The organism is Serratia proteamaculans (genome assembly GCF_949794035.1).
Taxonomy (GTDB): Bacteria; Pseudomonadota; Gammaproteobacteria; order Enterobacterales; family Enterobacteriaceae; genus Serratia; species Serratia proteamaculans.
Genome location: NZ_OX461105.1, coordinates 2,040,354 through 2,067,250, shown reverse-complemented (window position 1 = coordinate 2,067,250; position 26,897 = coordinate 2,040,354). Strand labels below are relative to the sequence as shown.

Annotated in this window: 29 protein-coding genes; 12 read left to right on the top strand and 17 right to left on the bottom strand. The window is 53.8% G+C overall.

The features are described from left to right. Positions 1–148: 148 nt before the first annotated feature. The 14 genes from ptsG to yceD all read right to left on the bottom strand — a co-directional run bounded on the left by ptsG (position 149) and on the right by yceD (position 12,477). Complete coding sequence (ptsG, locus tag QOT07_RS09720; RefSeq protein WP_099062529.1) at positions 149–1,582, bottom strand: PTS glucose transporter subunit IIBC; 1,434 nt, start codon at positions 1,580–1,582, stop codon at positions 149–151. Positions 1,583–1,920: 338 nt separating this feature from the next. Next, positions 1,921–2,697: a metal-dependent hydrolase gene (locus QOT07_RS09715; RefSeq protein ID WP_099062530.1), complete on the bottom strand. Its 777-nt coding sequence runs from the start codon at positions 2,695–2,697 to the stop codon at positions 1,921–1,923. Positions 2,698–2,711: 14 nt separating this feature from the next. Next, entirely contained in the window at positions 2,712–3,719 is a 1,008-nt protein-coding gene (holB, locus tag QOT07_RS09710; RefSeq protein ID WP_261426892.1) for a DNA polymerase III subunit delta', read from the bottom strand. Then, entirely contained in the window at positions 3,719–4,357 is a 639-nt protein-coding gene (gene tmk, locus QOT07_RS09705) for a dTMP kinase (RefSeq protein WP_099062531.1), read from the bottom strand. The genes holB and tmk overlap by 1 nt, the downstream gene beginning before the upstream one ends. Continuing rightward, positions 4,347–5,372 (bottom strand): endolytic transglycosylase MltG, encoded by a 1,026-nt coding sequence (gene mltG, locus QOT07_RS09700; protein ID WP_283602998.1) that lies wholly within the window; start codon positions 5,370–5,372, stop codon positions 4,347–4,349. Before mltG ends, tmk begins: the two co-directional genes overlap by 11 nt. A gap of 13 nt (positions 5,373–5,385) precedes the next feature. Further along, positions 5,386–6,183, bottom strand: a complete 798-nt coding sequence (gene pabC / locus QOT07_RS09695) for an aminodeoxychorismate lyase (RefSeq protein ID WP_261426897.1) — start codon at positions 6,181–6,183, stop codon at positions 5,386–5,388. Between the two features lie 176 nt (positions 6,184–6,359). Further along, positions 6,360–7,601, bottom strand: coding sequence for a beta-ketoacyl-ACP synthase II (fabF, locus tag QOT07_RS09690; RefSeq protein ID WP_283602997.1), 1,242 nt, complete (start codon positions 7,599–7,601; stop codon positions 6,360–6,362). A gap of 81 nt (positions 7,602–7,682) precedes the next feature. Next, complete coding sequence (acpP, locus tag QOT07_RS09685) at positions 7,683–7,919, bottom strand: acyl carrier protein (protein ID WP_004719003.1); 237 nt, start codon at positions 7,917–7,919, stop codon at positions 7,683–7,685. A gap of 154 nt (positions 7,920–8,073) precedes the next feature. Next, positions 8,074–8,808: a 3-oxoacyl-ACP reductase FabG gene (gene fabG / locus QOT07_RS09680; RefSeq protein WP_012006331.1), complete on the bottom strand. Its 735-nt coding sequence runs from the start codon at positions 8,806–8,808 to the stop codon at positions 8,074–8,076. Positions 8,809–8,819: 11 nt separating this feature from the next. Beyond that, entirely contained in the window at positions 8,820–9,749 is a 930-nt protein-coding gene (gene fabD / locus QOT07_RS09675) for an ACP S-malonyltransferase (protein ID WP_112348142.1), read from the bottom strand. Positions 9,750–9,765: 16 nt separating this feature from the next. Next, positions 9,766–10,719 carry a beta-ketoacyl-ACP synthase III gene (locus QOT07_RS09670; RefSeq protein WP_085116235.1) on the bottom strand — a complete coding sequence of 318 codons (954 nt, stop codon included), beginning with the start codon at positions 10,717–10,719 and terminating at the stop codon, positions 9,766–9,768. Positions 10,720–10,725: 6 nt separating this feature from the next. Next, positions 10,726–11,760, bottom strand: a complete 1,035-nt coding sequence (gene plsX, locus QOT07_RS09665) for a phosphate acyltransferase PlsX (RefSeq protein WP_283602996.1) — start codon at positions 11,758–11,760, stop codon at positions 10,726–10,728. An 11-nt stretch (positions 11,761–11,771) separates the two neighbouring features. Next, a complete protein-coding gene (gene rpmF, locus QOT07_RS09660; protein ID WP_012006327.1) occupies positions 11,772–11,939 on the bottom strand; it encodes a 50S ribosomal protein L32 in 168 nt (55 codons plus the stop codon). A 16-nt stretch (positions 11,940–11,955) separates the two neighbouring features. Continuing rightward, positions 11,956–12,477: a 23S rRNA accumulation protein YceD gene (gene yceD, locus QOT07_RS09655; RefSeq protein WP_099062537.1), complete on the bottom strand. Its 522-nt coding sequence runs from the start codon at positions 12,475–12,477 to the stop codon at positions 11,956–11,958. A 141-nt stretch (positions 12,478–12,618) separates the two neighbouring features. Between yceD and QOT07_RS09650 the strand changes: the two genes are divergently transcribed. Further along, on the top strand, positions 12,619–13,200 hold the full coding sequence (locus QOT07_RS09650) for a Maf family protein (RefSeq protein WP_207977728.1): 582 nt from the start codon (positions 12,619–12,621) through the stop codon (positions 13,198–13,200). A 9-nt stretch (positions 13,201–13,209) separates the two neighbouring features. On the opposite strand, the gene rluC is transcribed toward QOT07_RS09650, so the two are convergent. Further along, complete coding sequence (gene rluC, locus QOT07_RS09645; RefSeq protein ID WP_085116231.1) at positions 13,210–14,172, bottom strand: 23S rRNA pseudouridine(955/2504/2580) synthase RluC; 963 nt, start codon at positions 14,170–14,172, stop codon at positions 13,210–13,212. Between the two features lie 552 nt (positions 14,173–14,724). On the opposite strand from rluC, the gene rne reads away from it, so the two are divergent. After that, positions 14,725–18,120 carry a ribonuclease E gene (gene rne / locus QOT07_RS09640; RefSeq protein WP_283602995.1) on the top strand — a complete coding sequence of 1,132 codons (3,396 nt, stop codon included), beginning with the start codon at positions 14,725–14,727 and terminating at the stop codon, positions 18,118–18,120. Positions 18,121–18,182: 62 nt separating this feature from the next. Here the strand turns inward: rne and QOT07_RS09635 are convergent, their stop codons facing one another. Further along, complete coding sequence (locus tag QOT07_RS09635) at positions 18,183–18,470, bottom strand: putative quinol monooxygenase (RefSeq protein ID WP_207977723.1); 288 nt, start codon at positions 18,468–18,470, stop codon at positions 18,183–18,185. A 224-nt stretch (positions 18,471–18,694) separates the two neighbouring features. Between QOT07_RS09635 and pyrC the strand changes: the two genes are divergently transcribed. From pyrC to QOT07_RS09595, 8 genes are all read left to right on the top strand, one after another. Continuing rightward, positions 18,695–19,744 carry a dihydroorotase gene (gene pyrC / locus QOT07_RS09630; RefSeq protein ID WP_283602993.1) on the top strand — a complete coding sequence of 350 codons (1,050 nt, stop codon included), beginning with the start codon at positions 18,695–18,697 and terminating at the stop codon, positions 19,742–19,744. Between the two features lie 77 nt (positions 19,745–19,821). Then, on the top strand, positions 19,822–20,061 hold the full coding sequence (dinI, locus tag QOT07_RS09625) for a DNA damage-inducible protein I (RefSeq protein ID WP_099064832.1): 240 nt from the start codon (positions 19,822–19,824) through the stop codon (positions 20,059–20,061). A gap of 137 nt (positions 20,062–20,198) precedes the next feature. Then, positions 20,199–20,477 (top strand): hypothetical protein, encoded by a 279-nt coding sequence (locus QOT07_RS09620; RefSeq protein WP_099064831.1) that lies wholly within the window; start codon positions 20,199–20,201, stop codon positions 20,475–20,477. A gap of 199 nt (positions 20,478–20,676) precedes the next feature. Continuing rightward, positions 20,677–20,931 carry a biofilm formation regulator BssS gene (gene bssS, locus QOT07_RS09615; protein WP_012006318.1) on the top strand — a complete coding sequence of 85 codons (255 nt, stop codon included), beginning with the start codon at positions 20,677–20,679 and terminating at the stop codon, positions 20,929–20,931. 143 nt (positions 20,932–21,074) lie between these two features. After that, a complete protein-coding gene (solA, locus tag QOT07_RS09610) occupies positions 21,075–22,190 on the top strand; it encodes an N-methyl-L-tryptophan oxidase (protein WP_283602990.1) in 1,116 nt (371 codons plus the stop codon). A 226-nt stretch (positions 22,191–22,416) separates the two neighbouring features. Continuing rightward, a complete protein-coding gene (locus tag QOT07_RS09605; protein ID WP_099064829.1) occupies positions 22,417–23,043 on the top strand; it encodes a helix-turn-helix transcriptional regulator in 627 nt (208 codons plus the stop codon). 133 nt (positions 23,044–23,176) lie between these two features. Beyond that, positions 23,177–23,293, top strand: a complete 117-nt coding sequence (locus QOT07_RS09600; RefSeq protein WP_037423894.1) for a DUF2770 family protein — start codon at positions 23,177–23,179, stop codon at positions 23,291–23,293. 3 nt (positions 23,294–23,296) lie between these two features. Continuing rightward, entirely contained in the window at positions 23,297–24,274 is a 978-nt protein-coding gene (locus QOT07_RS09595; protein WP_283602989.1) for a zinc-dependent alcohol dehydrogenase family protein, read from the top strand. On the opposite strand, the gene QOT07_RS09590 is transcribed toward QOT07_RS09595, so the two are convergent. Then, positions 24,261–25,313: an AI-2E family transporter gene (locus QOT07_RS09590; protein ID WP_099064827.1), complete on the bottom strand. Its 1,053-nt coding sequence runs from the start codon at positions 25,311–25,313 to the stop codon at positions 24,261–24,263. The genes QOT07_RS09595 and QOT07_RS09590 overlap by 14 nt on opposite strands. A gap of 424 nt (positions 25,314–25,737) precedes the next feature. On the opposite strand from QOT07_RS09590, the gene QOT07_RS09585 reads away from it, so the two are divergent. Beyond that, positions 25,738–26,292, top strand: a complete 555-nt coding sequence (locus QOT07_RS09585; protein ID WP_099064826.1) for a cytochrome b — start codon at positions 25,738–25,740, stop codon at positions 26,290–26,292. A 23-nt stretch (positions 26,293–26,315) separates the two neighbouring features. Then, positions 26,316–26,894 carry a YceI family protein gene (locus QOT07_RS09580; RefSeq protein WP_099064825.1) on the top strand — a complete coding sequence of 193 codons (579 nt, stop codon included), beginning with the start codon at positions 26,316–26,318 and terminating at the stop codon, positions 26,892–26,894. Positions 26,895–26,897 lie beyond the last annotated feature (3 nt).

The window sequence follows — 26,897 nt, the reverse complement described above, 5'->3', positions numbered from 1 at the left end:
CAGTTATGGGGATAACGGATTCGGATTTTCCCATGAGTAGCATTACTGGCAGAGCCAAAAAGTCGATAACCACGTCCATAGGACGTGGTATTCAGTTAGAAATAAAAAAGGGAGGCTTTCACCTCCCTTTGAAACTCCCCTACCTGAATTAATGATTACGGATGTATTCGTCCATATCCGTTTTCAGGTTGTCAGATTTGGTACCAAAGATAGCCTGAACGCCCGAGCCTGCGACGACTACGCCGGCAGCACCCAGTTTTTTCAAGCCAGCCTGGTCAACCTTGCTCACGTCCGCCACGCTAACGCGCAGACGGGTGATGCAGGCGTCCAGGTTGGTGATGTTGTCTTTACCGCCGAAAGCCTGTACCAGCGCCGCAGACATTTCAGAACCACCCTGTGCAACTTGCTCAGAGATCGTGTCTTCACGACCTGGGGTTTTCAGATCCAGCTTGGCAATTAGCACGCGGAAGATGGTGTAGTACACCAGACCGTAGATGATACCGACGATTGGGAACAGCCAGATTTTGCTGCTGTTGCCGCTCAGAACGATAAAGTCGATCAGACCGTGTGAGAAGCTGGTGCCGTCACGCATCCCCAACAGGATACAGATCGGGAACGCCAGGCCAGCCAGGATGGCATGGATTGCGTACAGGATCGGCGCAACGAACATGAAGGAGAACTCGATCGGTTCGGTGATACCGGTCAGGAACGAGGTCAGCGCAGCGGAGATCATGATACCGCCGACTTTTGCGCGGTTTTCCGGCTTGGCTGAGTGCCAGATGGCAATCGCAGCAGCAGGCAGACCGTACATTTTAAACAGGAAGCCACCGGACAGTTTACCCGCAGTTGGGTCACCCGCCATATAACGTGGAATATCGCCGTGGAACACCTGACCCGCTGCGTTGGTGTATTCACCAATCTGCATTTGGAACGGCACGTTCCAGATATGGTGCAGACCGAACGGCACCAGCGCACGTTCAACCACGCCGTAAATACCAAACGCCACTACCGGGTTCTGATAAGCCGCCCACTGGGAGAAGGTCTGGATAGCCGTACCGATTGGAGGCCAGATAAAGGACAGTACTACGCCCAGAACGATTGCCGCCAGGCCGGAAATAATCGGCACAAAACGCTTACCGGCAAAGAAGCCCAGATATTCCGGCAATTGAATGCGGAAGAAGCGGTTAAACATGTAGGCAGCGATGGAGCCGGAGATAATCCCCCCAAGCACACCGGTATCCGCCAGGTGTTTGGCCGCAATCTCTTCAGCCGGCAGGTGCAGCACCAGCGGCGCAACCACCGCCATGGTTTTCACCATGATGCCGTAAGCCACTACTGCGGCTAACGCGGAGACACCGTCGTTATTGGTGAAGCCCAGGGCAACACCGATGGCAAAAATCAGCGGCATGTTGGCGAAAACGGAACCGCCGGCTTCCGCCATCACGTGTGAGACTACCGCAGGTAGCCAGCTAAAGTTGGCGGAACCGACGCCCAGCAGGATACCTGCGATAGGCAATACGGATACCGGCAGCATTAGCGACTTACCTACTTTTTGCAGGTTTGCAAATGCGTTCTTGAACATAGTTGAGTGTGCTCCTGAGTAATAGTGCTTTGCTACTTTTCGCGATTCTTCGCGTTGCAAGGGGGGGAGAAAAAACCCCTGCAATTCAGGGTGTCTGAGCACCCCTTGAATTATTACGCAGAGTAAAATAAATAGGCTGCGCAATGTTTGATGACAGTCACGTTTCGATGAACAAAACCGGGTATTTTTCTTATATCGCTTATTTTTTGTTAAAAATGAGCAAAAAACGCCCGTAGCTCGCCCGAAAACGGGTGGGAACATTACCCGTTTCGGCGATTAATTACGAGCTTAAAAAAAATTCAGATTTCGTTAACCCCAGCTATAGCCTAGGCCAAAGATCAGAGTTCGATGTGAAATAAGCGTGAAAAGTTGGCGGTGGTGGTTTCGGCCAGCGTTTCCAGGCTCACGCCCTTCAATACCGCCATGTATTCAGCCACATCGCGCACATAGGCAGGTTGGTTTTCTTTACCACGATGCGGCACCGGAGCCAGATACGGCGAGTCGGTTTCCACCAAAATACGATCCAGCGGCACGTAGCGCGCTACCTCACGCAGTTGATCTGCGTTGCGGAAGGTCAAAATGCCGGAGAAGGAAATGTAGAACCCCAGATCCAGCAAGGCCTCCGCGGTAGCACAATCCTCAGTAAAACAATGCAGCACACCGCCGCAGTCCTGGGCATTTTCTTCACGCAGGATCGCCAGCGTGTCTTCACGCGCATCGCGGGTATGCACGATCACCGGTTTGTTCAGATCGCGGCCGATACGGATATGTTCACGAAACGACGCTTGTTGCAGTTCGAGATTATCTTTCTGATAGAAGTAATCCAGCCCGGTTTCACCCAGTGCCACTACCTGCTCTGCCGCCGCCAGACGGCGCAGCTCAGCGTAATCGTAACCCCCTTCCAGATTGAGTGGATGTACCCCACAGGAGAACGCCACGTCGTCGCGAGAGCCAATCAGTTGGGTCATCGCCTGATAGCCCGGTAAGGTGGTAGCGACCGCCAGTACGTAACCCACATCGCGCGCCTTGGCCTTCGCCAGGGCATCATCCACGTTTTGGTGCAGCGTTTGGTAATCCAGGCCGTCAAGGTGACAATGAGAATCTACTAACAACATAATATTTAACTCTTTTACAGCGAATGAGGGTGGGAATAGCCGGTAGCGCCGAGCATCTGCTCCCAGCCAAGTAACTGTTCGGTCAGCAGCAGTTCACGGTTAACGCCGACGACGCTCAGCAACTGATGACGGCAATGAAGCCATTGCTGCAACCCTTGCTGCAGCGAAGTGCTGCTCAGGCGACTGGCCAGTTGGTGCACCAGCGGCTGCTGATCCTGATTCAATGCAAAGCTGGCGGCCCCCTGTTGCCACTTCATGGCGTCCATCAATAACGCGCATAACCAGTGTAGCCGTTCAGCAACGTCTTCGTGATTCAACACCGGCAACAAGGACAGCATGTCATGCTGCGGCAATGCGGCACTCAGGGCGCTGCACAGCGCGCTGCGCTGCTGCCAACGTTCTGGCTGCAGCAACTGTTCAGCAGCCAGCGGGGCGCCATCGTGCAGGCGCAAGGCCGTCAGGAGATCAACCTGATTACCCGGCGTTTGACGGTTCAACCATTGCAGGCTGAGCTGCTCATCCGGGCTGGCAAGGTGCCAATATAAACAACGGCTGCGCAGCGTCGCCAACAAACGTGAAGGCTCACGGCAACTCAACAGGAAAAAAGTTTTTTCTGGCGGTTCTTCCAGCGTTTTCAACAAAGCGTTGGCGGCGGCCTCGGTCAGCAATTCCGCCTGTGGCAGCCAAATCACCTTGGCGCCGCCCTGCTGCGCATGCGTATAAAGGATTTCAATCACCTGGCGGATGGGTTCCACCCCCAGGCTGCTTTTGCCTTTTTCCGGCGTCAGCACGTGATAATCCGGATGGTTACCCGCCAGCATCAATCGACAGCTATGACATTCACCGCAGCTTTTCTCACCGTTGCGGCGCTGGCAGATCAGCCAGCGACTCAGCCCATAGGCCAGCGCATCCTCACCATTGCCCGCAGCGGCATGCAACAGCAGTGCGTGATGACCGCGACCGGTCGCATATTGTCCGACCAATTGCCGATAAGGGGTGTTCAGCCACGGATACCAGTTCATTACACGCCTTCCTGCTGCTGCAGCCATTGGCTGACGCTACGGCGGATCGCCGCCGTCACCTGCTCCAGCGATTGAGAAGCGTCAACGGTGACGATAGAGTCATCCTGTGCCGCCAACTCCAGGTAACGCGCGCGGGTGCGTTCAAAGAATGGCAGTGCCTCTTGCTCGATGCGATCCAGTTCGCCGCGCGCACGAGCCCGCTGCAGGCCCACTAACGGCGGCAAATCCAGGTAAAGCGTCAGGTTCGGCCGAAAATCTCCCAGTACCGTGTCACGCAGCGACGCCATCAGTTGTTGATCCACACCCCGGCCACCACCCTGATAGGCTTGAGAAGACAAGTCGTGACGATCGCCAACTACCCAGGCACCGCGCTCCAATGCCGGTTTGATCACCGTTTCCACCAGCTGTACGCGGGCTGCATACAGCATCAGCACCTCGGCCTTGATGGTCGGCAGTTCGCCATCCACGCCGCGCTTGAACAGGTCACGCAGTTTTTCTGCCAGCGGCGTGCCACCCGGTTCACGGGTAAAAGTAATATCGTTGATGCCATGCTCGCGTAGTACGTTGACCACGGTATCGCGTGCGGTAGTTTTACCCGCACCTTCAAGCCCTTCGATAACCACGAATTTACTTTTCATTCTTTTCCTTTAACGCCTGTCGATAGGCGCGCACTGCCTGATTATGGCTGGCCAGGTTAGTGGTAAATTGATGCCCACCCTTGCCGTCGGCAACAAAGTACAAATAAGGCGTTTTCGCCGGATTGGCAGCAGCTTCCAGCGAGGCCTGACCCGGCATGGCAATCGGCGTTGGCGGCAGACCGTTGATCACATAAGTGTTGTACGGCGTCGGTGTTTCCAAATCTTTGCGGGTAATGTTGCCATTATAACTATCACCCATGCCGTAGATCACCGTCGGGTCGGTCTGCAAACGCATGCCAATACGCAGGCGGTTAATGAATACCGACGCCACTTTAGTGCGCTCCTCCGGCACTGCGGTCTCTTTCTCAATGATCGAGGCCATGGTCAGCAACTGTTCCGGCGTCTTGTACGGCAGGTCTGTCTCACGGCCCTGCCAGGCGCTCTCAAGCGCTTTTATCATACGCAGATGGGCTCGTTTCAACAGCGCCATATCGCTCATGCCTGCCGTGTACAGATAGGTATCCGGGTACAGGCGCCCTTCCGGGCTGGTGCCTTCCGGCAGCCCCAGCGCTTCGGCGATTTCCGCCTCGCTTTTACCGGCCAGCGTATGTTTGAGGTATTTCGACTGTTGCAGCACCATCAGCCAGTCACTCAGACGGGAACCTTCAATAAACCGCGCGCTGAATTGGGCTTCTTTACCGCTGGCCAACAGTTTAAGCATTTGACGCACCGTCATGCCCGGCGTAAAGCGGTAGGTCCCGGCCTTAAACTCCGCCAATTGCGGCTCCAGACGCAGCAACCATGGGAACCACTTACCGTTGTGGATCAGCTTGTCGCGTACCAGCAATCCTTCCAGCGCCACTCGTCCGGTCCCTGCCGGCAGTTTAAAAATGGCTTCCTGCTGGATCGCCAATGGCGTATCCGCGAAGCGTTCAACCTTCTGGTAACCCCAAAACAGCAGGCCCAATACCAGAACAACAATAATAGAAACGAACTTCAGCTTTCTTTTCTTCATCAATCAGCCATCGTTAACAGTGTGGGCGCAAAAAATCATACAGTTGGCGCGAAGGGTAACGCCATGATTGCGCAGTATTGACCGGCAGCAACGGCATTAACGCATTGCTCACCAGCACTTCTTCGGCATCGGCCAGCGTCTCCAGCGGCTCACTGACGCAATGCAGCGAGTATTCGCTGCCCGTCAGCAGCTCAATCACCCGACGACGCATCAACCCGGCCACCCCGGCCTGACCCAAGTCCGGAGTAAAAACTGCTTTTCCCTTACGCCAGAACAAATTAGCCGCACAGCATTCCACCAGCATACCGGCAGTGTCAAGCACCAGCGCCTCGTCGGCGGCCGTCTGGTCAAGATGCGTGCGGATCAACACCTGCTCCAAACGGTTCAAATGCTTCAGCCCAGCCAACAGGGGATTACGCCCCAGCGCTACCGGACTGAGCGTCAGGCTGATGCCCTGTTCACGCCATGGCAGATAGTGCATCGGGTAGCTGCTGCGAGAGACAATGCGGGTAGGAGCCTCACAGCCTTTCGGGCTGTAACCCCTGCCACCGCTGCCGCGCGTCAATATCGCTTTGACCACGCCCAGAGGGATAGATTCTGCCGCGTGCACCATTTCATCTTCCAAAGCGCTCCAGTCACAGGCTGGCAGCATCAGCCGTTGTGCCGCCAACTGCAGTCGCTCGATATGCCAGGGCAACAGGTCGATTTTACCCTCGGTCACCCGGGCGGTAGTGAAACAACCGTCGCCAAACTGCAAACCGCGATCGCTTGGCGCGAGTGCATTATGCTGATACCCATTAATCCAGTACATAGACTCCCCCTGACCGCTTTGGTATCACTACAGAATAACAGGCGCAGGTGCCATTAGCAGCAGCTTGCCGTTTGGCTATAACACCGGCAAGCAGAGCTTTCCGAGTCACGGGTCAACGCCATAAAAAAAGCCCGGTTTAAAAAACCGGGCTTTTATAGCATCTGCCAACTGAGGTATTACACCTTACGGAAGATCAGTGAACCGTTGGTACCACCGAAGCCGAAGGAGTTACACAGTGTGTACTGCATATCACTCACCTGGCGCGCTTCGTGCGGAACAAAGTCCAGATCGCAACCTTCATCCGGATTATCCAGGTTGATGGTTGGCGGAACGGCTTGGTCACGCAATGCCAATACGGTGAAGATCGATTCGATCGCGCCCGCAGCACCCAACAGGTGGCCGGTCATCGATTTGGTCGAACTGACCATCACGCGCTGCGCATCGCTGCCAAATACCGACTTCACCGCCTGCGTTTCGGCTTTGTCACCGGCCGGCGTTGAGGTGCCGTGCGCATTGATATAACCGATTTGTGACGTAGTCACACCGGCATCACGCAACGCATTTTCCATCGCCAGCGCTGCGCCCGCCCCATTATCAGGAGGGGACGTCATGTGATAAGCATCGCTGCTCATCCCAAAGCCGACAACTTCAGCATAAATCTTGGCGCCGCGTTTTTTAGCGTGCTCGTACTCTTCCAGTACCATCATGCCGGCACCGTCACCCAGAACAAAACCGTCACGGTCTTTGTCCCATGGGCGGCTGGCCGCTTGCGGGTTTTCGTTACGGGTCGACAATGCGCGTGCTGCGCCAAAGCCACCGACACCCAACGGGGTACTGGCTTTCTCTGCCCCACCGGCCAGCATGACGTCAGCATCATTGTAAGCAATGATACGCGCGGCATGGCCAATGTTGTGCACACCTGAAGTACAGGCGGTGGCGATCGAAATGCTCGGGCCACGCATGCCGTACATGATGGTCAGGTGGCCTGCAATCATGTTAACGATGGTTGACGGCACAAAGAACGGACTGATTTTCCGTGGGCCACCGTTAACCAGTGAACTGTGGTTTTCTTCAATCAAACCCAGGCCGCCAATACCGGAGCCGATAGCGGCACCAATGCGGCTGGCGTTAGCCTCGGTGATATCCAATTGCGCATCCTGCATAGCTTGCATGCCGGCCGCGATACCGTATTGGATGAAGGCGTCCATCTTGCGCGCATCTTTGCGTGAGATGAAATCCTCTGAATTAAAATCCTTTACCAGGCCAGCAAACTTGGTCGCATAGGCTGTGGTATCGAAATGGTCGATCAGGCTGATGCCACTCTGACCGGCAAGAAGAGCTGTCCATGTGGACTCTACCGTATTGCCGACAGGAGACAACATGCCCAGTCCGGTCACAACTACTCGACGCTTAGACACGTTTGTCCTCCAAGGAGGGAAAATATGACACTAGGGATAGAAAAAACTTAGGCGGTCGAGTGACCGCCTAGATATGTTCTCTTACTGCTGGCTGGCGTTGATGAAATCAATAGCTGCCTGAACAGTAGTGATTTTCTCAGCTTCTTCGTCTGGAATCTCTGTGTCGAACTCTTCTTCCAGAGCCATTACCAGCTCAACGGTGTCAAGAGAATCAGCACCCAGATCTTCAACGAAAGAAGCGTTATTTAAAACTTCTTCCTGTTTAACACCCAACTGCTCAACAATGATTTTCTTAACGCGTTCTTCGATAGTGCTCATACTCTTAAATTTCCTATCAAAACTCGCTTTCGCGATGGTTTTCGTAGTGTATAAAATGTTGAAAAAGATGCAACTAAATCCCGGCTGGTCAAACCACGATTTTACGCTATTCTGCGGTTTTTACCCCAAATAACGCAAATAGTTTTCGCATTTTTTAAATCATGTACATGCCGCCATTGACATGCAACGTTTCACCGGTGATGTAGCCAGCCTCATCAGAGGCTAAAAATGCAACAGCGCTGGCGATTTCTTTAGCATCCCCCAGCCGATTGGCTGGAACTGATGACAAAATGCCTGCACGCTGATCATCTGTCAACGCCCGTGTCATGTCCGTCTCAATAAAGCCAGGTGCCACGACGTTGACCGTAATGCCACGCGAAGCAACTTCACGTGCCAAAGACTTACTAAAACCAATCAAACCGGCTTTAGCCGCCGCGTAATTAGCCTGCCCTGCGTTCCCCATGGTTCCGACTACAGAACCGATGGTGATGATACGGCCAAACCGCTTTTTCATCATAGCTCGCATTACCGCTTTTGACAGACGGAATACGGAAGTCAGATTGGTGTTCAGGATATCCTGCCACTCATCGTCCTTCATACGCATCAGGAGGTTATCACGCGTAATACCGGCATTATTCACTAAAATGTCGATTTCGCCAAATTCAGCACGAATAGATGCCAGAACGCTGTCGATAGATTGAGCATCGACCACATTCAACGCAAACCCTTTGCCGCTTGCACCCAGGTAGCTGCTGATAGCCTCAGCGCCGCTTTCACTGGTGGCGGTGCCGATAACTTTAGCACCACGTGCTACAAACGTTTCTGCAATAGCCCGGCCAATACCCCGGCTAGCGCCGGTGACCAGAACAACTTTACCTTCGAAGCTCATTGTTTTCCTCTTTATTGTTCAAGCGCCGCTGTCAGGCTGGCTGCGTCATTAACCGCCGCCGCCGTCAGGGTATCAACAATACGTTTAGTCAGACCGGTCAGAACTTTACCCGGACCAACCTCTAGCAGCAGCGTAACGCCCTGTGCTGCCATAAACTCTACGCTCTCGGTCCAACGCACCGGGCTGTACAACTGACGCACCAGCGCACTGCGGATCGCTTCTGGATCGGTTTCGGTGCGCACGTCGACGTTATTCACCACCGGCACCTGTGGCGCACTGAAGGTGATTTCCTGCAACGCGATGGCCAGCTTGTCTGCGGCCGGTTTCATCAGTGCGCAGTGCGAAGGCACGCTCACCGGCAACGGCAGCGCACGCTTGGCACCTGCGGCTTTACAGGCCGCGCCTGCACGTTCAACCGCTTCTTTATTGCCGGCGATCACTACCTGGCCTGGTGAATTGAAGTTCACCGGCGAAACAACCTGCCCCTGGGCAGATTCTTCACAAGCCTTGGCGATAGCCGCGTTGTCCAGGCCGATAATGGCGGACATCGCGCCAGTACCTTCCGGCACCGCTTCCTGCATCAGTTTGCCGCGCAGCTCAACCAGACGGATTGCCGCCTGGAAATCCAGCACGCCCGCACACACCAGCGCCGAGTATTCACCCAGGCTATGGCCGGCCATGATTGCAGGCGCTTTACCGCCCTGCTGCTGCCAGACGCGGAAAATCGCTACGGAAGCCGCCAGCAATGCCGGCTGCGTCTGCCAGGTTTTGTTCAGCTCTTCCGCCGGCCCTTGCTGCACCAGTTGCCACAGGTCGTAACCCAGAACGGAAGAGGCTTCGCTGAAGGTCGCTTCAACGATCGGATATTGAGTGGCCAAATCGGCCAGCATGCCCAGAGTCTGTGACCCCTGGCCTGGAAAAACAAAAGCAAATTGCGTCATTTTTTCTTCCTGTTAATCAGAAACGAACCAGCGCCGAGCCCCAGGTAAAGCCGCCGCCAAAGGCTTCCAGCAGCACCAGTTGGCCGCGTTGAATTCGCCCATCACGCACCGCTTCATCGAACGCTGCGGGGACCGAGGCGGCCGAAGTGTTACCGTGACGATCGAGCGTCACTACCACTTTCTCCAGCCCCATACCCAATTTTTTCGCCGTCGCGCTGATAATACGCAGATTGGCCTGGTGTGGCACCAGCCAGTCCAGCGAGCTGCGGTCCAGATTGTTGGCCTGCAAGGTTTCATCAACGATGTGAGCCAGTTCGGTAACCGCAACCTTGAAGACTTCATTACCCGCCATGGTGACATAGGCCGGCTTGTCTTGATCCTGACGATCTTTGAACGGCAAGGTCAACAAACCGCCGTAGCTGCCATCGGCATGCAGATGGGTCGACAGGATGCCGGGTTCTTCAGAAGCGCCCAACAGCACGGCACCTGCACCATCACCAAACAGAATGATAGTGCCGCGATCTTCCGGATCCAGCGTGCGTGACAACACGTCAGCACCAATCACCAGAGCATGCTTCACCGCGCCGTTTTTAACATACTGATCGGCGACGCTCAACGCATAGGTGAAACCGGCGCAGGCCGCAGCCAGATCGAATGCCGCACAGTCCTTAATACCCAGCAACTGCTGCACCTGGCAGGCAGAACTTGGGAATGCGTGGCTCGAGGTGGTGGTAGCCACCACGATCAGCCCGATGTCTTCTTTAGCCACACCCGCCATTTCCAGCGCTTTTTCAGCAGCATGGAAGCCCATCGTCGCAACGGTTTCATCCGCGGCGGCAATACGGCGTTCACGGATACCGGTACGAGAGACGATCCACTCGTCAGAGGTATCCACCATTTTTTCCAGGTCAGCGTTGGTGCGCACTTGTACGGGTAAATAGCTCCCCGTACCGAGAATCTTTGTATACATGTACGATCAGTCACTCTTAGGTAATACAGCTTCAAGGCGCGCAGCAATCCTGTCAGGGACTTGCCGCTGCACCGCCTGCACAGCCTGTTCGATTGCAACTGCAAACGCGTGCGGGTTCGCAGCGCCGTGGCTCTTGATTACGGTGCTGCGCAATCCTAACAGACATGCGCCATTATACTGGTCGGGGTTCAGGTGGCCGAACCGCTTTACCACCCGTTTTTGCAACCAACGGCCCAACAATTTTAACCACCACGCCTGCTTGCCACCGTCTCCGGATGATTTCAGCAGCGATAAAAATACTCTTACCACCCCTTCCATGGTTTTCAGGGTGACGTTACCCACAAAGCCGTCGCAGACCAACACATCGGTTTTACCGGTGAGGAGATCGTTGCCCTCCAGGTAACCAATATAGTTGATTGCCGGAGTATTTTTTAGCACGGCGGCCGCTTCGCGGATGTTATCCAGGCCTTTGGTTTCTTCTTCACCAATATTCAGCAGCGCCACGCGTGGTTGCGCAATCCCCACCACCTCTTCGGCCATCACCGCGCCCATCACCGCAAACTGTACCAGCATGGTACTGTCGCATTCGACGTTGGCGCCCAGATCCAGCACCACGGTTTTGCCACCCAGCTGATTCGGGATCACCGTCATCAACGCCGGCCGTTCAATACCGTCCAGCGGCTTAATCAGCATTTTCGCCAACCCCATCAACGCGCCGGTATTGCCTGCGCTGACGCAGCCTTGCGCATCACCGTTTTTAGTCAGTTCCAGCGCAATGCGCATGGAGGTACCACGGCTGGCACGTATCGCTTGTGAGGGTTTGGCGTCGCCGGCAATCACTGATTTAGCGGGCACAACTTGCAAACGTTCCAGAAGAACCGGATCGGCTTTGGCAAGTAAGGGAGAGAGGGTGTCGGGATTGCCGACCAGCAGAAGATGAAGCTGTAAATTAGAGGCCAGTGCCTGCAATGAAGCAGGCACTGTGACGCAGGGACCGAAGTCCCCGCCCATTGCATCTAACGCCAGGGTTAGACGAGTCAAGGTACCGCTACTTAGCCGATAACCTTGCGACCGCGGTAGAAACCGTCGGCAGTGATATGGTGACGCAGGTGAGTCTCGCCAGATGCTTTATCTACAGACAAAGTGGCGGTGGTCAGAGCATCGTGTGAACGACGCATGCCACGTTTGGAACGGGTTGGTTTATTTTGTTGTACGGCCATGGACCTTACTCCTTAATTACTTACGCTTTAAACTGGCTAATACGGCAAATGGATTTGGTTTCTCCGCCTCTGCAGGCAGTTTGCCAAATACCATGTCCGCTTCGGACACTTCACAGTGTTCAGATTCATGTACCGGGACGACAGGCAGTGAAAGAATAATTTCGTCTTCAATCATTGCCAGCAGATCGACTTCGCCAAACTCATCGACTTCGATCGGCTCGTACGCCCCCGGTAATGCCTCAGCCTGCTCATCATTGACGACCGGGCTAAAACAATATGTTGTGTGAACATGATGTTCAAACGGCACTCCACAGCGTTGGCACATCAGCATTACCTGGACGTCCGCATGCCCTGTTATTACCGCGAGGCGCTGGTTATCAATATCAAAGGATAACGAGACCTCAACATCACTGTCCACACTGACCACAGAGGCGGCAACACGTGTAACCTGCTCAGGCGCATAGGAACCAACATAGTCCAGGCGTTTCTGAGCGGTACGTACCGCATCAATGGTCAAGGGTAATTTTACCTTTTGCATAGGGCGCGCATATTAACTTTGTAACGACTTAGAGTCAAAGAAAAAGGCCGTAAAACGGCACCTTTCACCAATATTCGCTTCCTCAGCGGCGGACAGTTTAAAATGCCCACTCTATTTACGCTACGGTTTACGAAAAAAATTATGCAAAGACTGCTCCTTGCCTCCACCTCGACCTACCGCAAGACGCTGCTGGAAAAGCTGCATCTGCCTTTTATCTGTGCCGCTCCGCAGGTCGATGAAGCCCCGCTGGCCGGGGAAAACGCCGAAGCGCTGGTGCTACGACTGGCAGCGGCGAAGGCCCAGGCATTGGCCAGCGCCTACCCCGACCACCTGATTATCGGCTCAGATCAGGTCTGCGTGATTGACGGTAAAATCACCGGAAAACCACACACCGAAGAAAATGCCCGCGCGCAATTGCGTCAGGCCAGCGGCCAAAAGGTCACTTTTTATACCGGCCTGGCGTTATACAACAGCCATAGCCAACACCTGCAACTGCTTTGCGAACCCTTTCACGTGCATTTCCGTGTGTTGAATGAGGCTGAAATCGACGCCTATGTTCGCCTTGAGCAACCGCTCAACTGCGCAGGCAGCTTTAAAAGTGAAGGTTTGGGCATTGCGTTATTCGACAAGCTGGAGGGGCGGGATCCGAATGCGTTGATCGGTCTGCCGCTGATTGCGCTACTGGAGATGCTGCGGGCTGAAGGCATCAACCCGCTGGCATGAAGGTACGGCTTACTGTTCTTTAGACTGCTTGCGCAATACCTGCAGGCAGTGGCGCAACTCTGCGTCCATCGGCGCTTCGATACGCATCGTTTCGCCAGTGCCTGGGTGTTCAAAGCGCAGCGCTGCCGCATGCAGGAACAAACGTTTGAGCCCGGTTCCCGCCAATTGGCGATCAAATTCACGATCGCCATAGCGGTCGTCAAAGGCTATTGGATGTCCGGCGTGCAGGGCGTGAACGCGGATCTGGTGAGTGCGTCCGGTGATCGGGCTGGCCTTGACCAGCGTCGCATGCTCAAAGCGCTCTTCCACCTTGAAGCGGGTTTCCGACGGTTTGCCCTCGCTGTTAACGCGCACAATACGTTCACCGCTCTGCAGAATATTTTTCAGCAGCGGCGCCTGTACCGCTTTGCAATGCGACTGCCATTGACCGCGAACCAGTGCCAGATAATCCTTCTGCATCCCTTTCATCCGCAGTTGCTCATGCAAGGAGCGCAGCGCGGAACGCTTTTTCGCCACCAACAGCACGCCAGAAGTGTCGCGGTCCAGGCGATGCACCAACTCCAGGAAGCGGGCTTCCGGACGCAACGCACGCAAAGCTTCGATCACGCCAAAACTCAGACCGCTGCCACCATGCACCGCAGTGCCTGAAGGTTTGTTCAGCAGCAGCAGGTGATCGTCTTCATACAGAATGCAATTGGCCAGCGCGGCCACTTTATCCAGCTTGGCAGAGACCGGTGCCTCTTCACGCTCGGCAACGCGTACCGGCGGCACACGCACCACGTCACCGGGCGCCAGCTTGTATTCCGCCTTGATGCGTCCTTTATTAACGCGCACCTCGCCTTTACGTACGATGCGATAAATCATGCTCTTCGGCACGCCTTTCAGGCGGGCAAGCAGAAAGTTGTCGATTCGCTGACCGGCTTCGTCGTCAGAAATCGTGATTAGTTGTACTGCAGGAATGTTCGTTTTCATGGGGCAGGATTCTAAATAGAGCGCGTAAATAGCGCCACTTCTTTTTATGTGCTTAACTGTCTCTCTGACTGCAGGCGAAACTCCAGCGGACAATAAGGCAGCAAGCCGGTTTGAACGTTTGCGATTTCTTCCGCAGTTAAGGAAAAGTCACCTTGCTATAACAGTATCAGCAGTGGAATAATGCGTTTACTTTCCACGTTGATTCTCGTTAAACAGGGAAAACTGTGGAATTATAAAATTTGTCTGATGGCACAAAAACGCAGCAATGGCGTAAGACGTAATGTGAAATCAAACAATTAGCGGGCTGCGGGTTGCAGCTTGGCCGGCAAACGGAATCAGATCTGTCGACGTAAATCAGAGGCTATTCCCCTAGTAAAAGTGCTGTTTTTCACAAAGAAATACAGGCTTACCGAGATAATGCGCCCCTATGCAGGCGACAACCGTGAGGTTGACGGCTTTGCGAGAAGACACGGGGTTTTCGGTTTTAATCCGGCCATGAGGTTATTTTGCCCGCAGCTTTGTCGATAATGTAAAAATAACGAGTAAGTTAAGATGAAAAGAATGTTGATTAACGCAACTCAGCAGGAAGAGTTGCGTGTTGCCTTGGTAGATGGACAGCGGCTGTATGATTTGGATATTGAAAGTCCAGGTCATGAACAGAAAAAAGCGAATATTTACAAAGGCAAAATCACTCGTATAGAACCAAGTCTTGAAGCAGCGTTTGTTGATTACGGCGCCGAACGACATGGTTTCCTCCCTCTTAAAGAAATCGCTCGCGAATACTTCCCAAGTAACTACTCTTCCCATGGTCGCCCAAACATCAAAGATGTGCTGCGCGAAGGCCAGGAAGTGATCGTTCAGGTTGATAAAGAAGAACGTGGTAACAAAGGCGCTGCCTTGACCACCTTCATCAGCCTGGCCGGCAGTTATCTGGTGCTGATGCCGAACAACCCACGTGCCGGTGGTATTTCACGCCGCATTGAGGGTGACGACCGCACCGAACTGAAAGAAGCGCTTTCTTCCCTGCAACTGCCAGACGGCATGGGTCTGATTGTTCGTACCGCCGGCGTTGGCAAATCTGCCGATGCGCTGCAGTGGGATCTGTCATTCCGCCTGAAGCACTGGGAAGCGATTAAAAAAGCCGCTGAAGGCCGCGCTGCGCCATTCCTGATCCATCAGGAAAGCAACGTTATCGTGCGTGCATTCCGCGACTATCTGCGCCCGGACATCGGCGAAATCCTGATCGACAATCCAAAAGTTCTCGATCTGGCCAAAGAGCACATTTCTGCCCTGGGCCGTCCGGATTTCAGCAGCAAAATCAAACTGTACAGCGGCGAAATCCCTCTGTTCAGCCACTACCAAATCGAATCCCAAATTGAATCCGCTTTCCAGCGTGAAGTTCGCCTGCCTTCCGGTGGCTCGATCGTTATCGACTCCACCGAAGCGCTGACCGCTATCGACATCAACTCCGCGCGGGCAACTCGCGGCGGCGATATCGAAGAGACGGCGTTCAACACCAACCTGGAAGCGGCAGACGAGATCGCTCGTCAGCTGCGCCTGCGCGACCTTGGCGGCCTGATCGTTATCGACTTTATCGATATGACCCCGGTTCGCCATCAACGTGAAGTGGAAAACCGCCTGCGTGACGCCGTTCGTCAGGACCGCGCACGTATCCAAATCGGTCGCATTTCCCGTTTCGGCCTGCTTGAGATGTCACGTCAGCGCCTCAGCCCATCACTGGGTGAGTCCAGCCATCACGTCTGTCCGCGCTGTAACGGCACCGGCACTATCCGTGATAACGAATCGCTGGCACTTTCCATTCTTCGTCTGATCGAAGAAGAAGCGCTGAAAGAAAATACCAAAGAAGTTCACGCCATCGTGCCGGTTCAGGTTGCTTCTTACCTGCTGAACGAAAAACGTGACTCGGTGAGCGCGATCGAAAAACGTCAGGGTGGCGTGAAAGCGATCATCGTGCCGAACGATCAGATGCAAACCCCACACTACTCTGTACTGCGCGTGCGTAAGGGCGAAGAAACACCGACCCTGAGCTACCTGCTGCCGAAACTGCACGAAGAAGAAATGGCCCAGCCGCTGGAAGATGCGCCGATGGAGCGCAAGCGTCCTGAACAACCGGCTCTGGCTTCGTTCTCTCTGGCTGCGGACGCCCCACCACCGGCAGAAGAGCCGGTTGTGGCTCAAGCTACCGTCACTGCTACTGCGACCAAGCAAACCGCACCTGCTGCCGCTGCCAAACCGGGCCTGTTGGGCCGTCTGTTCGGTGGTCTGAAAGCGCTGTTTGCCGGTGAAGAACAGCCGGTAGTCGAAGCCAAACCTGTAGTGGAAGCGCCGAAGTCTGAAGGCAACGGTGAAAACCGCCGTCAGGATCGTCGTGGCCAACGCCGTCAGGGCACCGGTCGTAAAGATCGCGGTGAGCGCGGAGAACGTGGTGAGCGTAGCGATCGTCCAGAACGCGGTGAGCGTAAAGAGCGCGGTGAAGGCCGTGACAATCGCGAAAATCGTGAGCCACGTGAAAATCGCGAACCTCGTGACAACCGCGAAGGCCGTGAAACACGTGAAGTACGCGATGAACAGCGTCGTAACCGCCGCAATGCGCCACAAGCCACGGCAGCCGTAGTCGAAGAGCCACTGTCTGAAGAAGCCGCCAAGGCACAGCGCGAAGAACAGCAACAGCGCCGTGACCAGCGTGCCGATCGTCAGCGTCGTCGCCAGGAAGAAAAACGTCAGGCTCAGCAGGAAGTGGCCGCGCTGGAAAGCGTAGAAACCGCAACCACGACCACAACCAATGTCAGCGTTGACGAAGATCTCGAAGAACGTCAGATGCAGAACATGCAGCGTCGTCAGCGTCGTCCTCTGACGCAGAAAGTTCGGGTGCTGTCTGCGGAAGAAGAACTGCATCGTGCAGCGGAAGAACTGCTGGCGCCAAAAGCACCGGTAGCGAAAGTCCAGGACGTGCAGCCTGCTCAGGTTGAAGACAGCGTTAAACTGCTGCCGGAAACCCTTGAGGCACAGACTGAGGATGATGCACAGGACAATCGCGCTAATGGCGAAAACGGCATGCCACGCCGCTCACGTCGTTCACCGCGTCACCTGCGTGTTAGCGGTCAACGTCGTCGCCGCTACCGTGACGAGCGTTATCCTACCCAGTCACCAATGCCACTGGCAGGGGCTTTCGCCTCTCCGGAAATGGCTTCGGGCAAGGTATGGGTAAGTTACCCTGTCACACAAACCGCGCAACTGATTGAAGAAGCAGAAGTTCAGACTGAAGCTGTCGAAATCGCTGCTGATAATGTCATGGCACAGGAAGCCGTCAGCGTTGCCGCTCCGGTGATTGCTGAAGTCGCGATGCCAGCCGTTGCGCCAGTGAGCGAGCCGGAAGTGGTGGTCACCGCAGTAGAACCCGTCCAACCGGTTGTTGAAACCGTTGAACCGGCGATCGCTGCCCAGGCCGAAGAAACCACACCAGCCCCTGTAGCTGAAGCGCCAACAGTTGAAGAAACTGCGGTAGTTGAAGCTGCACCGGTGGTAGAGGAAGCCCCTGCGGTTGAACCTGCCCCTGTGGCTGAAGAAACACCGGTAGTGGCTGCAGCAATCGTTGCTGAAGAAACTGTCGCTGAACCAACACCGGCGTTCGTTGAGCCGGCAGTTGAAGTCGCCCCCGTGCAGGAAGTTGCTGCGCCGGTGGTGGTTGAAGAAAAAGCGCCGGTTGTGCAACAGCAGCCAGCGCCGGTGCAAGAGGTGCTGTATAAACACATCGCCACTGCGCCAATGACCAAGGCTCCTGCACCGGACTATGTAGCGGATCAGCAGCAGCAAAGTGATTGGCAGCGCCCTTCCTTCAACTTCGAAGGCAAAGGTTCAGCAGGTGGCCATGCGGCGGCAAATCAAGCCACCGCTCCGGCAACCAAACCGCAGCCAATTAACGACTAAGTTAATCTGCTTCGATAAAAAAACCCGCCATTTGGCGGGTTTTTTATTGCCGATAAATCGGCTCAGGCAATTTTCTTCAACTGTTTGATATCCAGCAAATCCAGTTTGCCCTCTATCTGGCTAACGAAATGCTTAAAATGCTCGGTGGCATTGTGTTTTTCCAGCGCCTCGGCGCTTGCCCAACGCTCAAAGAATACGAAAGTGCCCGGCTTTTCGAGATCGCGGTGCAAATCATATTGCAGATTACCCAGCTCCTGACGGCTTGGATCGATAATCCCATGCACCGCATCGCTGACGGCGGACACAAATTCAGGTTTCGCCTGTAAGGTGGCAATAACACGTACTTCCATTTCTCTCTCCCATTCCACATGATTAATGTTAATAACCCGGCAGTTATCGCGCAGGCATCATTAAAATCTCTGACACTATGCGCCTGATAGCCAATTGATTTCAACTTGCCGTGAACAAACAGATGCATCGGGAGCGCTTTCCGCTTATCCTTACACCCCGGCGTGAATAACCCCCATTATTCGCTTTTATGTAGACCCGTATCTAACCGCCGGAGCCTTGCAACATGACTGCACAACCTCAAGCCCTGAAAATCCGCCGCCCTGACGACTGGCACATCCATCTGCGTGACGACGACATGCTGAAAACGGTTCTGCCCTATACCAGTCAGGTCTTTGGCCGGGCGATTGTGATGCCGAACCTGGCTCCGCCAATTACTACCGTCGTCGCCGCTCGCGCTTACCGTGACCGTATTCTGGCAGCGGTCCCTCAGGGGCATGATTTCACCCCGCTGATGACCTGTTATCTGACCAATTCACTGGATGCTGCTGAACTGGTTAACGGGTTCGAGCAAGGGGTGTTCACCGCCGCCAAGCTGTATCCGGCCAACGCCACCACCAACTCCAGCCATGGCGTCAGCGATGTCAAAGCCATCTATCCGCTGTTCGAACAAATGCAGAAAATGGGTATGCCGCTGTTGATTCATGGGGAAGTAACCGATGCCGCCGTCGATATTTTCGACCGTGAAGCACGCTTTATCGAGCAGGTTATGGAGCCGATTCGCCGGCAGTTCCCGGAGCTGAAAATTGTCTTCGAGCACATCACCACCAAAGAAGCGGCGCAGTACGTGCAGGAAGGCAATCGTTTTCTTGGCGCGACCATCACCCCCCAGCATCTGATGTTTAACCGTAACCATATGCTGGTTGGCGGCATCCGTCCGCACCTGTTCTGCTTGCCGATCCTCAAGCGTAATATTCACCAGGACGCGCTGCGTAAGGCCGTTGCCAGTGGTTCAGATCGCTTCTTCCTCGGTACCGACTCCGCCCCCCATGCCAAACACCGCAAGGAATCAAGCTGTGGCTGCGCCGGCGTATTCAACGCTCCCAATGCTATCCCTGCCTACGCCAGCGTATTCGAACAGTTGGGTGCACTGGAGCATCTGGAAGCCTTCTGCTCGCTGAACGGCCCGCGTTTTTACGGCCTGCCGGTTAATACCGACTTCATCGAGCTGCAGCGCATACCCACTAGCCAACCGGAAGAGATCGTCATGGGCAGCGAAACGGTAGTGCCATTCCTGGCCGGAGAGAGCCTGAGCTGGTCAGTGACAGCAGAATAATCTTTTTTTAACCTAGCCTCTTGCCCCCGCGCACGCTTAACTGTATAAATATCCAGTAAATCGCTTCGGGGGCAATTATGCGTGTTGAAGTCACTATAGATAAAACCAAACCGCTACCGTCAGGAGCCATCGAGGCTCTGACCGGCGAGCTGAGCAAGCGGGTAAACCGCCAATTTCCAGACACCCTGGTGCAGGTGCGTTATGCCGGTTCCAACGGGCTCTCGGTATTGGGCGGCCTGAAAACAGATAAAGATCTGATCGCGGACATCCTCCAGGAAACCTGGGAAAGTGCTGACGATTGGTTTAGCGCAGAATAATACTGCAATGTAGTTTTTGCCGGGGGTCGCTCTCCGGCTTTTTTGTATTTAAAGCCCGGCACAACGCAGTTTAATTTTCTGCTGGAAGAAAAGCTTTATCTGGTCTGTACTGAATGCTTTAACAGGAGGTATTTGACATGGCCCCGGACAAGGTAAAAACCGAAGAAGCGATGACCTTTGGCGAACTACTGGCGCTGATTGCCGATCAAAAGCGACGTTTGAGCGTGCTGGAAGTGGCATTTTCCTATCTGGCCTTTGGCCTGGATGACAAAGCCAATCAATTATTAATTCACAGTCTGAAGCTCGAATCGCAAAATCAAAGTCGTGATGCCGAAACCCAACAGCACTTTGCCCATCTGGCCGCCGAGCTGGAAAAACGGCTACAGGGTACTCCGCGGCCCCCTGATGTTGAATGAATCTAATCTCGTTCCTCCGCATGGTTTTGCGAGTCGACGTGTAGAATAATCACTCAATTAAATAATTATTTTACAAAAGAAGGTGGGAAACTCTCCACCGCCGTAGCCAGATGCGTATACTGTAATTGCTCACATGATGATGGGCCGCATTGATCCTCGTTAGTCACTCACGGTAGTCACTACTCAATAAGGGGTCTTTATGGACAGAAATGATGAAGTAATTCAGACACACCCGCTTGTTGGTTGGGATATCAGTACTGTCGACGCTTATGACGCCATGATGATACGCCTTCATTACCTGTCTTCACGAGATCAGACACCCGAAGACGCCCAAGTAGACAGAACGCTTTGGCTAACCACAGATGTCGCACGTCAATTAATCAATATATTAGAAGCCGGCATCGCCAAGATTGAAGCAACGGATTACCAGGACCTTGATCGTAAAAAGCACTAATTCACTGTACCAAAATGCCTAAGGCGCCAGCGATTATCTCTGGCGCCTTTTTCTTTGCCTGCGAACCGCGCAACGGGTGCATTGCAGCGCCCAACCTTTTATCATAAAGAAATAAGAAACCTATAACAGAGAGGGGATGGCACGTGGAATATGACTTAATTGTTGTGGGCAGCGGCTCGGTAGGCGCGGCGGCAGGTTACTATGCAACACGGTCCGGCCTGAAAGTATTAATGATCGACAGCTCGATGCCCCCACACCGTAACGGCAGCCACCACGGCGATACCCGCATCATCCGTCATGCCTACGGCGAAGGCGAAAAATATGTGCCGTTGATCCTGCGCGCTCAGGCTTTATGGAACGGCCTGATTAAACAAACCGGTGAAGAGTTGTTCCAGGACTGCGGCGTTCTGAACATGGGGCCGCAGAATTCTGAGTTTATCAACAACGCCCAACACAGCGCGCAAAAATTCCACCTCAATACGCAAAACCTTAACGCAGAACAGATTAACCAGCGGTGGCCAGAATTCAATGCACCGGAAGGTTACGTCGGCGTATTTGAGCCAGACGCCGGGTTCCTGCGCTCTGAGCAGGCCATTGCCTGCCTGATTAAATTGGCTAAAGATGCCGGCTGCGGACAATTATTCAATTGCCCTGTCAGCGCAGTGCAACCGATCGAGGGTGGTGTTGAAGTGGTCACCCCTGAAGGCCGTTTTCAGGGCCGTAAAGCGGTGGTCACCGCCGGAACCTGGGTAAAAGCGCTGCTGCCAGAGTTACCGATAGCCCCACTGCGTAAGGTATTTTCCTGGCATCAGGCGGATGGTCGTTACAGCGTCAACAACCGTTTCCCGGCATTTACCGTTGAAGCGCAGGACGGCAACCATTATTACGGTTTCCCTGCCGATAAAGACGGGTTGAAAATAGGCAAACACGATGGTGGCCAACCGATGGAGACACCGGAGCAACGCAAACCATTTGGCAGTTTCACCACTGATGGAACCGAAGTTTTCCACTTCCTGCGCCAATTTTTGCCGGGTGTAGGGGTATGTTTACACGGTGAAGCATGCAGTTATGATATGAGTCCAGATGAAGATTTCATTATCGATACTCTGCCAGAATGCGATCGCTTAATGGTCATCAGCGGTCTGAGCGGCCATGGTTTCAAGTTTGCCAGTGTGTTAGGTGAGATCGCTGCGCTGTTTGCTGAAGATAAAACCCCACCGGTGGACATCGCTCCCTTCTCTCTGAAACGCTTTGCTTAACCCCTTCCCGTTAACTTAATCGCACCCGCCCACCCGCGCGGGTTGCGGTTACATTTTTTAGTTACATGACAAAACTATCATAACGATCTGAAATATATTGTTAAAAATATTTCAACGGAAATTTCTGGGGTAAGTATCCGGATTTCCGAATTGATCCCCCCTGGTGTAAGTTCTATTTTACAGCTGATATGCCCCTGCTATTTCTTCGAACAACAAGGACGTCACCATGAAACTGCTTGTCGTGGACGAATGCTGCTTCACTCGGGTCGGTATCGATAACTATTTTACTGACAATGTTTTCGCCCAGGTAAAATGTTGCCACAGCCTGGAACAGGCAACCCCCCTGCTGGACCACTACCGACCAAGTCACATTCTGGTAAACCTGACCAAACATTGCCGTCATAGTGAAGATGATGCTCAACTGCAGGCCTTTATTGAGGCCACCTCATCGGCACTGTTGTTTATTTATCTGGATACGCCTTATCCCTACAGCGAAACGCCAATGCGCATCGCCGATCATGCTTTCCTGTTCAATAAAGCCACTTTGCCGGTGACGTTGCGCATGATGCGCGAAAAACCGGTGTCACTGATGGATTGCAGCGTTGAACATTCACTGTTCAGCCCGCAAGAACTGACGGTGATGAAGCACTGGATGGCAGAAATGCCCAATTACCGCATCGCGAAAAAGCTGCAAATCAGTTCGCATACGGTTTATGTTCACAAGCGTCATATCACCGAAAAAATCAACGCCCGCAATCGGCTGGAGTTTTATTCGCTGTATAACGTGCTGCGGTACTTCTATCCGCCAAGCGTCCCCACCAGCCCACTGTCACTGTCCCTGCTGGCGGTATAATCCAAAGCCTGCGCCAAAGCAGGCTGATTTTTCCTTTTAATTTGCCTCTGCTGCACGCTTTGCCCTCTCGACGGTATTAACGCCGCTCGCAAAAATCTATACTCTGCCTGTCCTTATCTTTTGGCTGCTGAGAATGCTAAACAAAATACTGTCGGCGATCGTCAACAATGTACGTGAACATCTGGTGCTGTATATCTGCCTGTGGCTGGTGTTGTTAGCGCTGGACGTCTATTTCTTCTTTATCCCTTAATTCATGTCGCCCACTTTTCCCCGTTTACGCTTTAGCCGTTTTGGCCTCCCGGAACAGGTCATTGCCCTGGAACAGACCGACCTTCCCAGGCCGCAATCCCATCAACTGCTGCTGCAGATGCGCTATGCCCCGATCAATCCATCCGATCTGATCCCTATCTACGGTCAGTATGCACACCGTATCGCCCTGCCCCAGGTCCCAGGCTATGAAGGCATTGGCGTGGTGGTAGATCCCCGTGGGCAACCGACCGGCAGACGCGCACTGGCTGTCAGGGGGAATGGCAGTTGGCAAACCTTTATCACGCTCGACCAGGATAAAGTCATTTGGCTACCGGACGATATTGATGACGTCAGCGCGGCGCAAATCTACATCAATCCACTCACCTGCTGGGTATTGTTGACGCAGTGGCTACCGCTAGAGGTTGGCGACATTCTGCTGATTAACGGTGGAGGATCGGCGATTAGCCTGCTTTTCTGTCAGTTGGCGGCGCTGCGCGGAATTAAATTGGCCGTGGTAGTACGTAATACAGCCCATCGACAGGCGCTGTTGAATGCCGGTGCCTGGCGGGTTCTTCCTGAGGATTTACTGCAACAGTATAGCCTGCAACAACTCACAGGCCATGCGGCACGGGCGGCGATTGACTGTGTCGGCGGAGAAGAGGGTTTGCATCTGGCGCGTTCAGTCAGCGCCAATGGTGACTTTGTTGCCCTGGGATTACTGAGTAACCAACAGGTTGACTGGCAGTACATTGCTCAGCAACTGCGCTTGCGTACTTCACTGTTCCACCTGCGCAAATGGAATGCACAGGCAACGCCAGCTCAGTGGCAGGCGGCGTTCCAACAGCTTTTCCACTTGCTGAGGCGTGGACAACTGGAGTTACGTCCCCCGGCAGCCATCTACCCACTGCGGCACTATAAATTGGCGCTGCAACATGCCGCCACCAGCAAGACCCAGGGGAAAGTGTTCTTTACTCCGGAGTAACCTGTTTGCCCGGCTGACCGTCACCGAGGATCACCGCCAGTTTATGCCCACCCTCGGTGGTCTCCAGCGCGATACGGGTAATAATGGTCAGGGGAACCGACAACAACATCCCCACCGGCCCCATCAGCCAGCCCCAGAAAATCAATGACAGAAATACCACCAGCGTGGACAACCCCAGTCCGCGTCCCATCACCCGCGGTTCCAGCATGTTACCAATCACCAGATTGATAGTGATAAAGCCCGCAGCCACCACCAGTGCATCGCCAAAACCGTTGAACAGCAGGGCCTGAACCAACGGAGGAACGGCGGCGATCACCGAGCCAATATTGGGAATATAATTCAGCAAAAACGCCAGCAGCCCCCAGATAAAGGCAAAGCGCACGTCCACAACAGCCAGGAATGCCCAGACAATGATGCCGGTCGCCAGGCTGATCGCCGTTTTGATCAACAGATAACGAGTGACCCCATCCAGCGCGCGTTGAATGTTGGCAATGCCTTCACTCGGTTTATCCAGCGCCTGCTGCAATTTGTAGGGCAGCAGTTGTACTTCAAACAGCATAAATACCACGGTCATCAGCAGCAGGAAGATATTGGTCATCGCGCCGGAGAATCGACTCAACAGGCGAGTGATCAGGTTCATCGCCGCGCTGGGATCGACATACTGCAACATCGCCTCGGTGGAAATGGTGATTTTGAAGCGATCGGCGTAATGCTGCAGTTCACTCAGCTTTTCCAGCATCATGCCGCGGTACTGCGGCAGCGAGCGCGCAAACTCGTTCAGTGATGCTCCCAACACGCCGACAAACAACATCAGCACCACCACCACGGCCACCACCAACAAAGTCACGCCCAGTGCGCGAGGTATTCGCCAGCGTTCGAGCTGTGTCACCAGCGGATTCAGCACCATGGCCAGGAACAGCGCCAACAAGAAAGGCACCACAACATCCACCGCCGCTTTAACACCGGCAAGAATAATCACCAACATCGCCAGCATAATCGCCAGGCGCAGGCTGCGATCGGTCAACAGGGTTCGGCCCATACATGTCCTTTGCGTTAATAGCGCTGGCCCAGCGGGCCATCAGATGAGTGGTATGTTAGCAAACTCTGAGGTCACGTCGCAGAGCTATTACCGGGAGAATAAAAATCGCCGTTTTACTGAACCTCGGCTGGAAATAATCGGCAATCTTGACTAGGGTTTATTTGTGAAAAAACTCAGGGTATTTACGTAAAATGACAAAAGCTGACACTAATAAATAAAACCTTTTTATTTCAATCAATAAGATAAAATCAATAATCGTCCCGCAGTCATCAATTCGACGATTTCACTGACTAACTTACCGCTATCTCGGCCAAATTCTCTGATTAATATTATTAAGAAGTAACATAGTTAAATTTATTATTGATTTTATGTTTCTTAAAGTTTAATTATTGCAGCCAGAAAATCAGGAAGGTAAGGAAACAGGATGCTTTGGAAAAATACCGCCAACCGTTTTGGTCATATTTCAGTGCTGATCCACTGGCTGGTTGCACTGACGGTGTACGGCATGTTTGCCCTGGGCCTATGGATGGTCACACTGGGATATTACGATGTCTGGTATCACCAGGCACCAGAGATACATAAAAGCATCGGCACGCTGCTGTTTATCGTCATGGTGGTCCGGGTCGTCTGGCGTTTTGTTTCGCCGCCGCCCAAACCTTTGGCCAGCTACAGTCGGTTTACCCGCGTGAGCGCAATCCTCGCCCATCTGGCGTTGTATGTCGTGCTGTTCAGTATCCTGATCAGCGGCTACCTGATTTCGACCGCCGACGGTCAACCGATCAGCGTTTTCGGCTGGTTCGATATCCCCGCTACCGTCACCGGTATGGCGGAACAGGCCGATACGGCCGGTACCATCCACCTTTACCTGGCCTGGGTCGTGGTAGTGCTTTCGGTATTGCACGGTCTGGCTGCGCTTAAACATCACTTTGTTGATCGTGATGTTACTTTGAAACGGATGCTGGGTAGCAGCGCCGATTAACCTTTGGATTTATGGAGATTGCTATGTTGAAGAAAACCGTACTGGGCCTGACCGCAGGCGCACTGCTGCTGAGCGCTGGTTCCGCGCTGGCTGCTGACTACAAGATCGACAAACAGGGTCAACACGCCTTTATCGAGTTCCGCATCCAACACCTGGGTTACAGCTGGCTGTACGGCACCTTCAAGGATTTTGACGGCGGCTTCACCTTCGACGAAAAAGATCCGTCCAAGGACAAGGTTAACGTCACGATCAACACCGCCAGCGTCGATACCAACCACGCTGAGCGTGACAAACACCTGCGCAGCGCCGAATTCCTGAACGTGGAAAAGAACAAGCAGGCTACATTTGAATCCACTGAAGTGAAAAAGAACGGCGAAGGCTATGCGGTGGTCGGTAACCTGACGCTGAACGGCGTGACCAAACCGGTCACGCTGGACGCCAAACTGATCGGCCAGGGCAATGACCCCTGGGGCGGCTACCGTGCAGGCTTTGAAGCCAACGGCAAAATCAAGTTGAAAGACTTTGGCATCACCACCGATCTCGGCCCGGCATCGCAGGACGTGGAGCTGATTATTTCTGTGGAAGGCGTTCGCGCGAAGTAATAC

Bases quoted from the DNA above. Each gene is read 5' to 3' on its own strand.
- yceD (WP_099062537.1), bottom strand. From the start codon at position 12,477: ATGCAAAAGGTAAAATTACCCTTGACCATTGATGCGGTACGTACCGCT.
- pabC (WP_261426897.1), bottom strand. From the start codon at position 6,183: ATGTACTGGATTAATGGGTATCAGCATAATGCACTCGCGCCAAGCGAT.
- QOT07_RS09635 (WP_207977723.1), bottom strand. From the start codon at position 18,470: ATGGAAGTACGTGTTATTGCCACCTTACAGGCGAAACCTGAATTTGTG.
- QOT07_RS09590 (WP_099064827.1), bottom strand. From the start codon at position 25,313: ATGGGCCGAACCCTGTTGACCGATCGCAGCCTGCGCCTGGCGATTATG.
- QOT07_RS09605 (WP_099064829.1), top strand. From the start codon at position 22,417: ATGAAACTGCTTGTCGTGGACGAATGCTGCTTCACTCGGGTCGGTATC.
- QOT07_RS09650 (WP_207977728.1), top strand. From the start codon at position 12,619: ATGCAAAGACTGCTCCTTGCCTCCACCTCGACCTACCGCAAGACGCTG.
- pyrC (WP_283602993.1), top strand. From the start codon at position 18,695: ATGACTGCACAACCTCAAGCCCTGAAAATCCGCCGCCCTGACGACTGG.
- ptsG (WP_099062529.1), bottom strand. From the start codon at position 1,582: ATGTTCAAGAACGCATTTGCAAACCTGCAAAAAGTAGGTAAGTCGCTA.
- rluC (WP_085116231.1), bottom strand. From the start codon at position 14,172: ATGAAAACGAACATTCCTGCAGTACAACTAATCACGATTTCTGACGAC.
- QOT07_RS09620 (WP_099064831.1), top strand. From the start codon at position 20,199: ATGGCCCCGGACAAGGTAAAAACCGAAGAAGCGATGACCTTTGGCGAA.
- QOT07_RS09585 (WP_099064826.1), top strand. From the start codon at position 25,738: ATGCTTTGGAAAAATACCGCCAACCGTTTTGGTCATATTTCAGTGCTG.
- QOT07_RS09670 (WP_085116235.1), bottom strand. From the start codon at position 10,719: ATGTATACAAAGATTCTCGGTACGGGGAGCTATTTACCCGTACAAGTG.
- holB (WP_261426892.1), bottom strand. From the start codon at position 3,719: ATGAACTGGTATCCGTGGCTGAACACCCCTTATCGGCAATTGGTCGGA.
- acpP (WP_004719003.1), bottom strand. From the start codon at position 7,919: ATGAGCACTATCGAAGAACGCGTTAAGAAAATCATTGTTGAGCAGTTG.
- QOT07_RS09580 (WP_099064825.1), top strand. From the start codon at position 26,316: ATGTTGAAGAAAACCGTACTGGGCCTGACCGCAGGCGCACTGCTGCTG.
- bssS (WP_012006318.1), top strand. From the start codon at position 20,677: ATGGACAGAAATGATGAAGTAATTCAGACACACCCGCTTGTTGGTTGG.
- QOT07_RS09600 (WP_037423894.1), top strand. From the start codon at position 23,177: ATGCTAAACAAAATACTGTCGGCGATCGTCAACAATGTACGTGAACAT.
- fabD (WP_112348142.1), bottom strand. From the start codon at position 9,749: ATGACGCAATTTGCTTTTGTTTTTCCAGGCCAGGGGTCACAGACTCTG.
- rpmF (WP_012006327.1), bottom strand. From the start codon at position 11,939: ATGGCCGTACAACAAAATAAACCAACCCGTTCCAAACGTGGCATGCGT.
- rne (WP_283602995.1), top strand. From the start codon at position 14,725: ATGAAAAGAATGTTGATTAACGCAACTCAGCAGGAAGAGTTGCGTGTT.
- tmk (WP_099062531.1), bottom strand. From the start codon at position 4,357: ATGAAAAGTAAATTCGTGGTTATCGAAGGGCTTGAAGGTGCGGGTAAA.
- QOT07_RS09715 (WP_099062530.1), bottom strand. From the start codon at position 2,697: ATGTTGTTAGTAGATTCTCATTGTCACCTTGACGGCCTGGATTACCAA.
- dinI (WP_099064832.1), top strand. From the start codon at position 19,822: ATGCGTGTTGAAGTCACTATAGATAAAACCAAACCGCTACCGTCAGGA.
- fabG (WP_012006331.1), bottom strand. From the start codon at position 8,808: ATGAGCTTCGAAGGTAAAGTTGTTCTGGTCACCGGCGCTAGCCGGGGT.
- mltG (WP_283602998.1), bottom strand. From the start codon at position 5,372: ATGAAGAAAAGAAAGCTGAAGTTCGTTTCTATTATTGTTGTTCTGGTA.
- QOT07_RS09595 (WP_283602989.1), top strand. From the start codon at position 23,297: ATGTCGCCCACTTTTCCCCGTTTACGCTTTAGCCGTTTTGGCCTCCCG.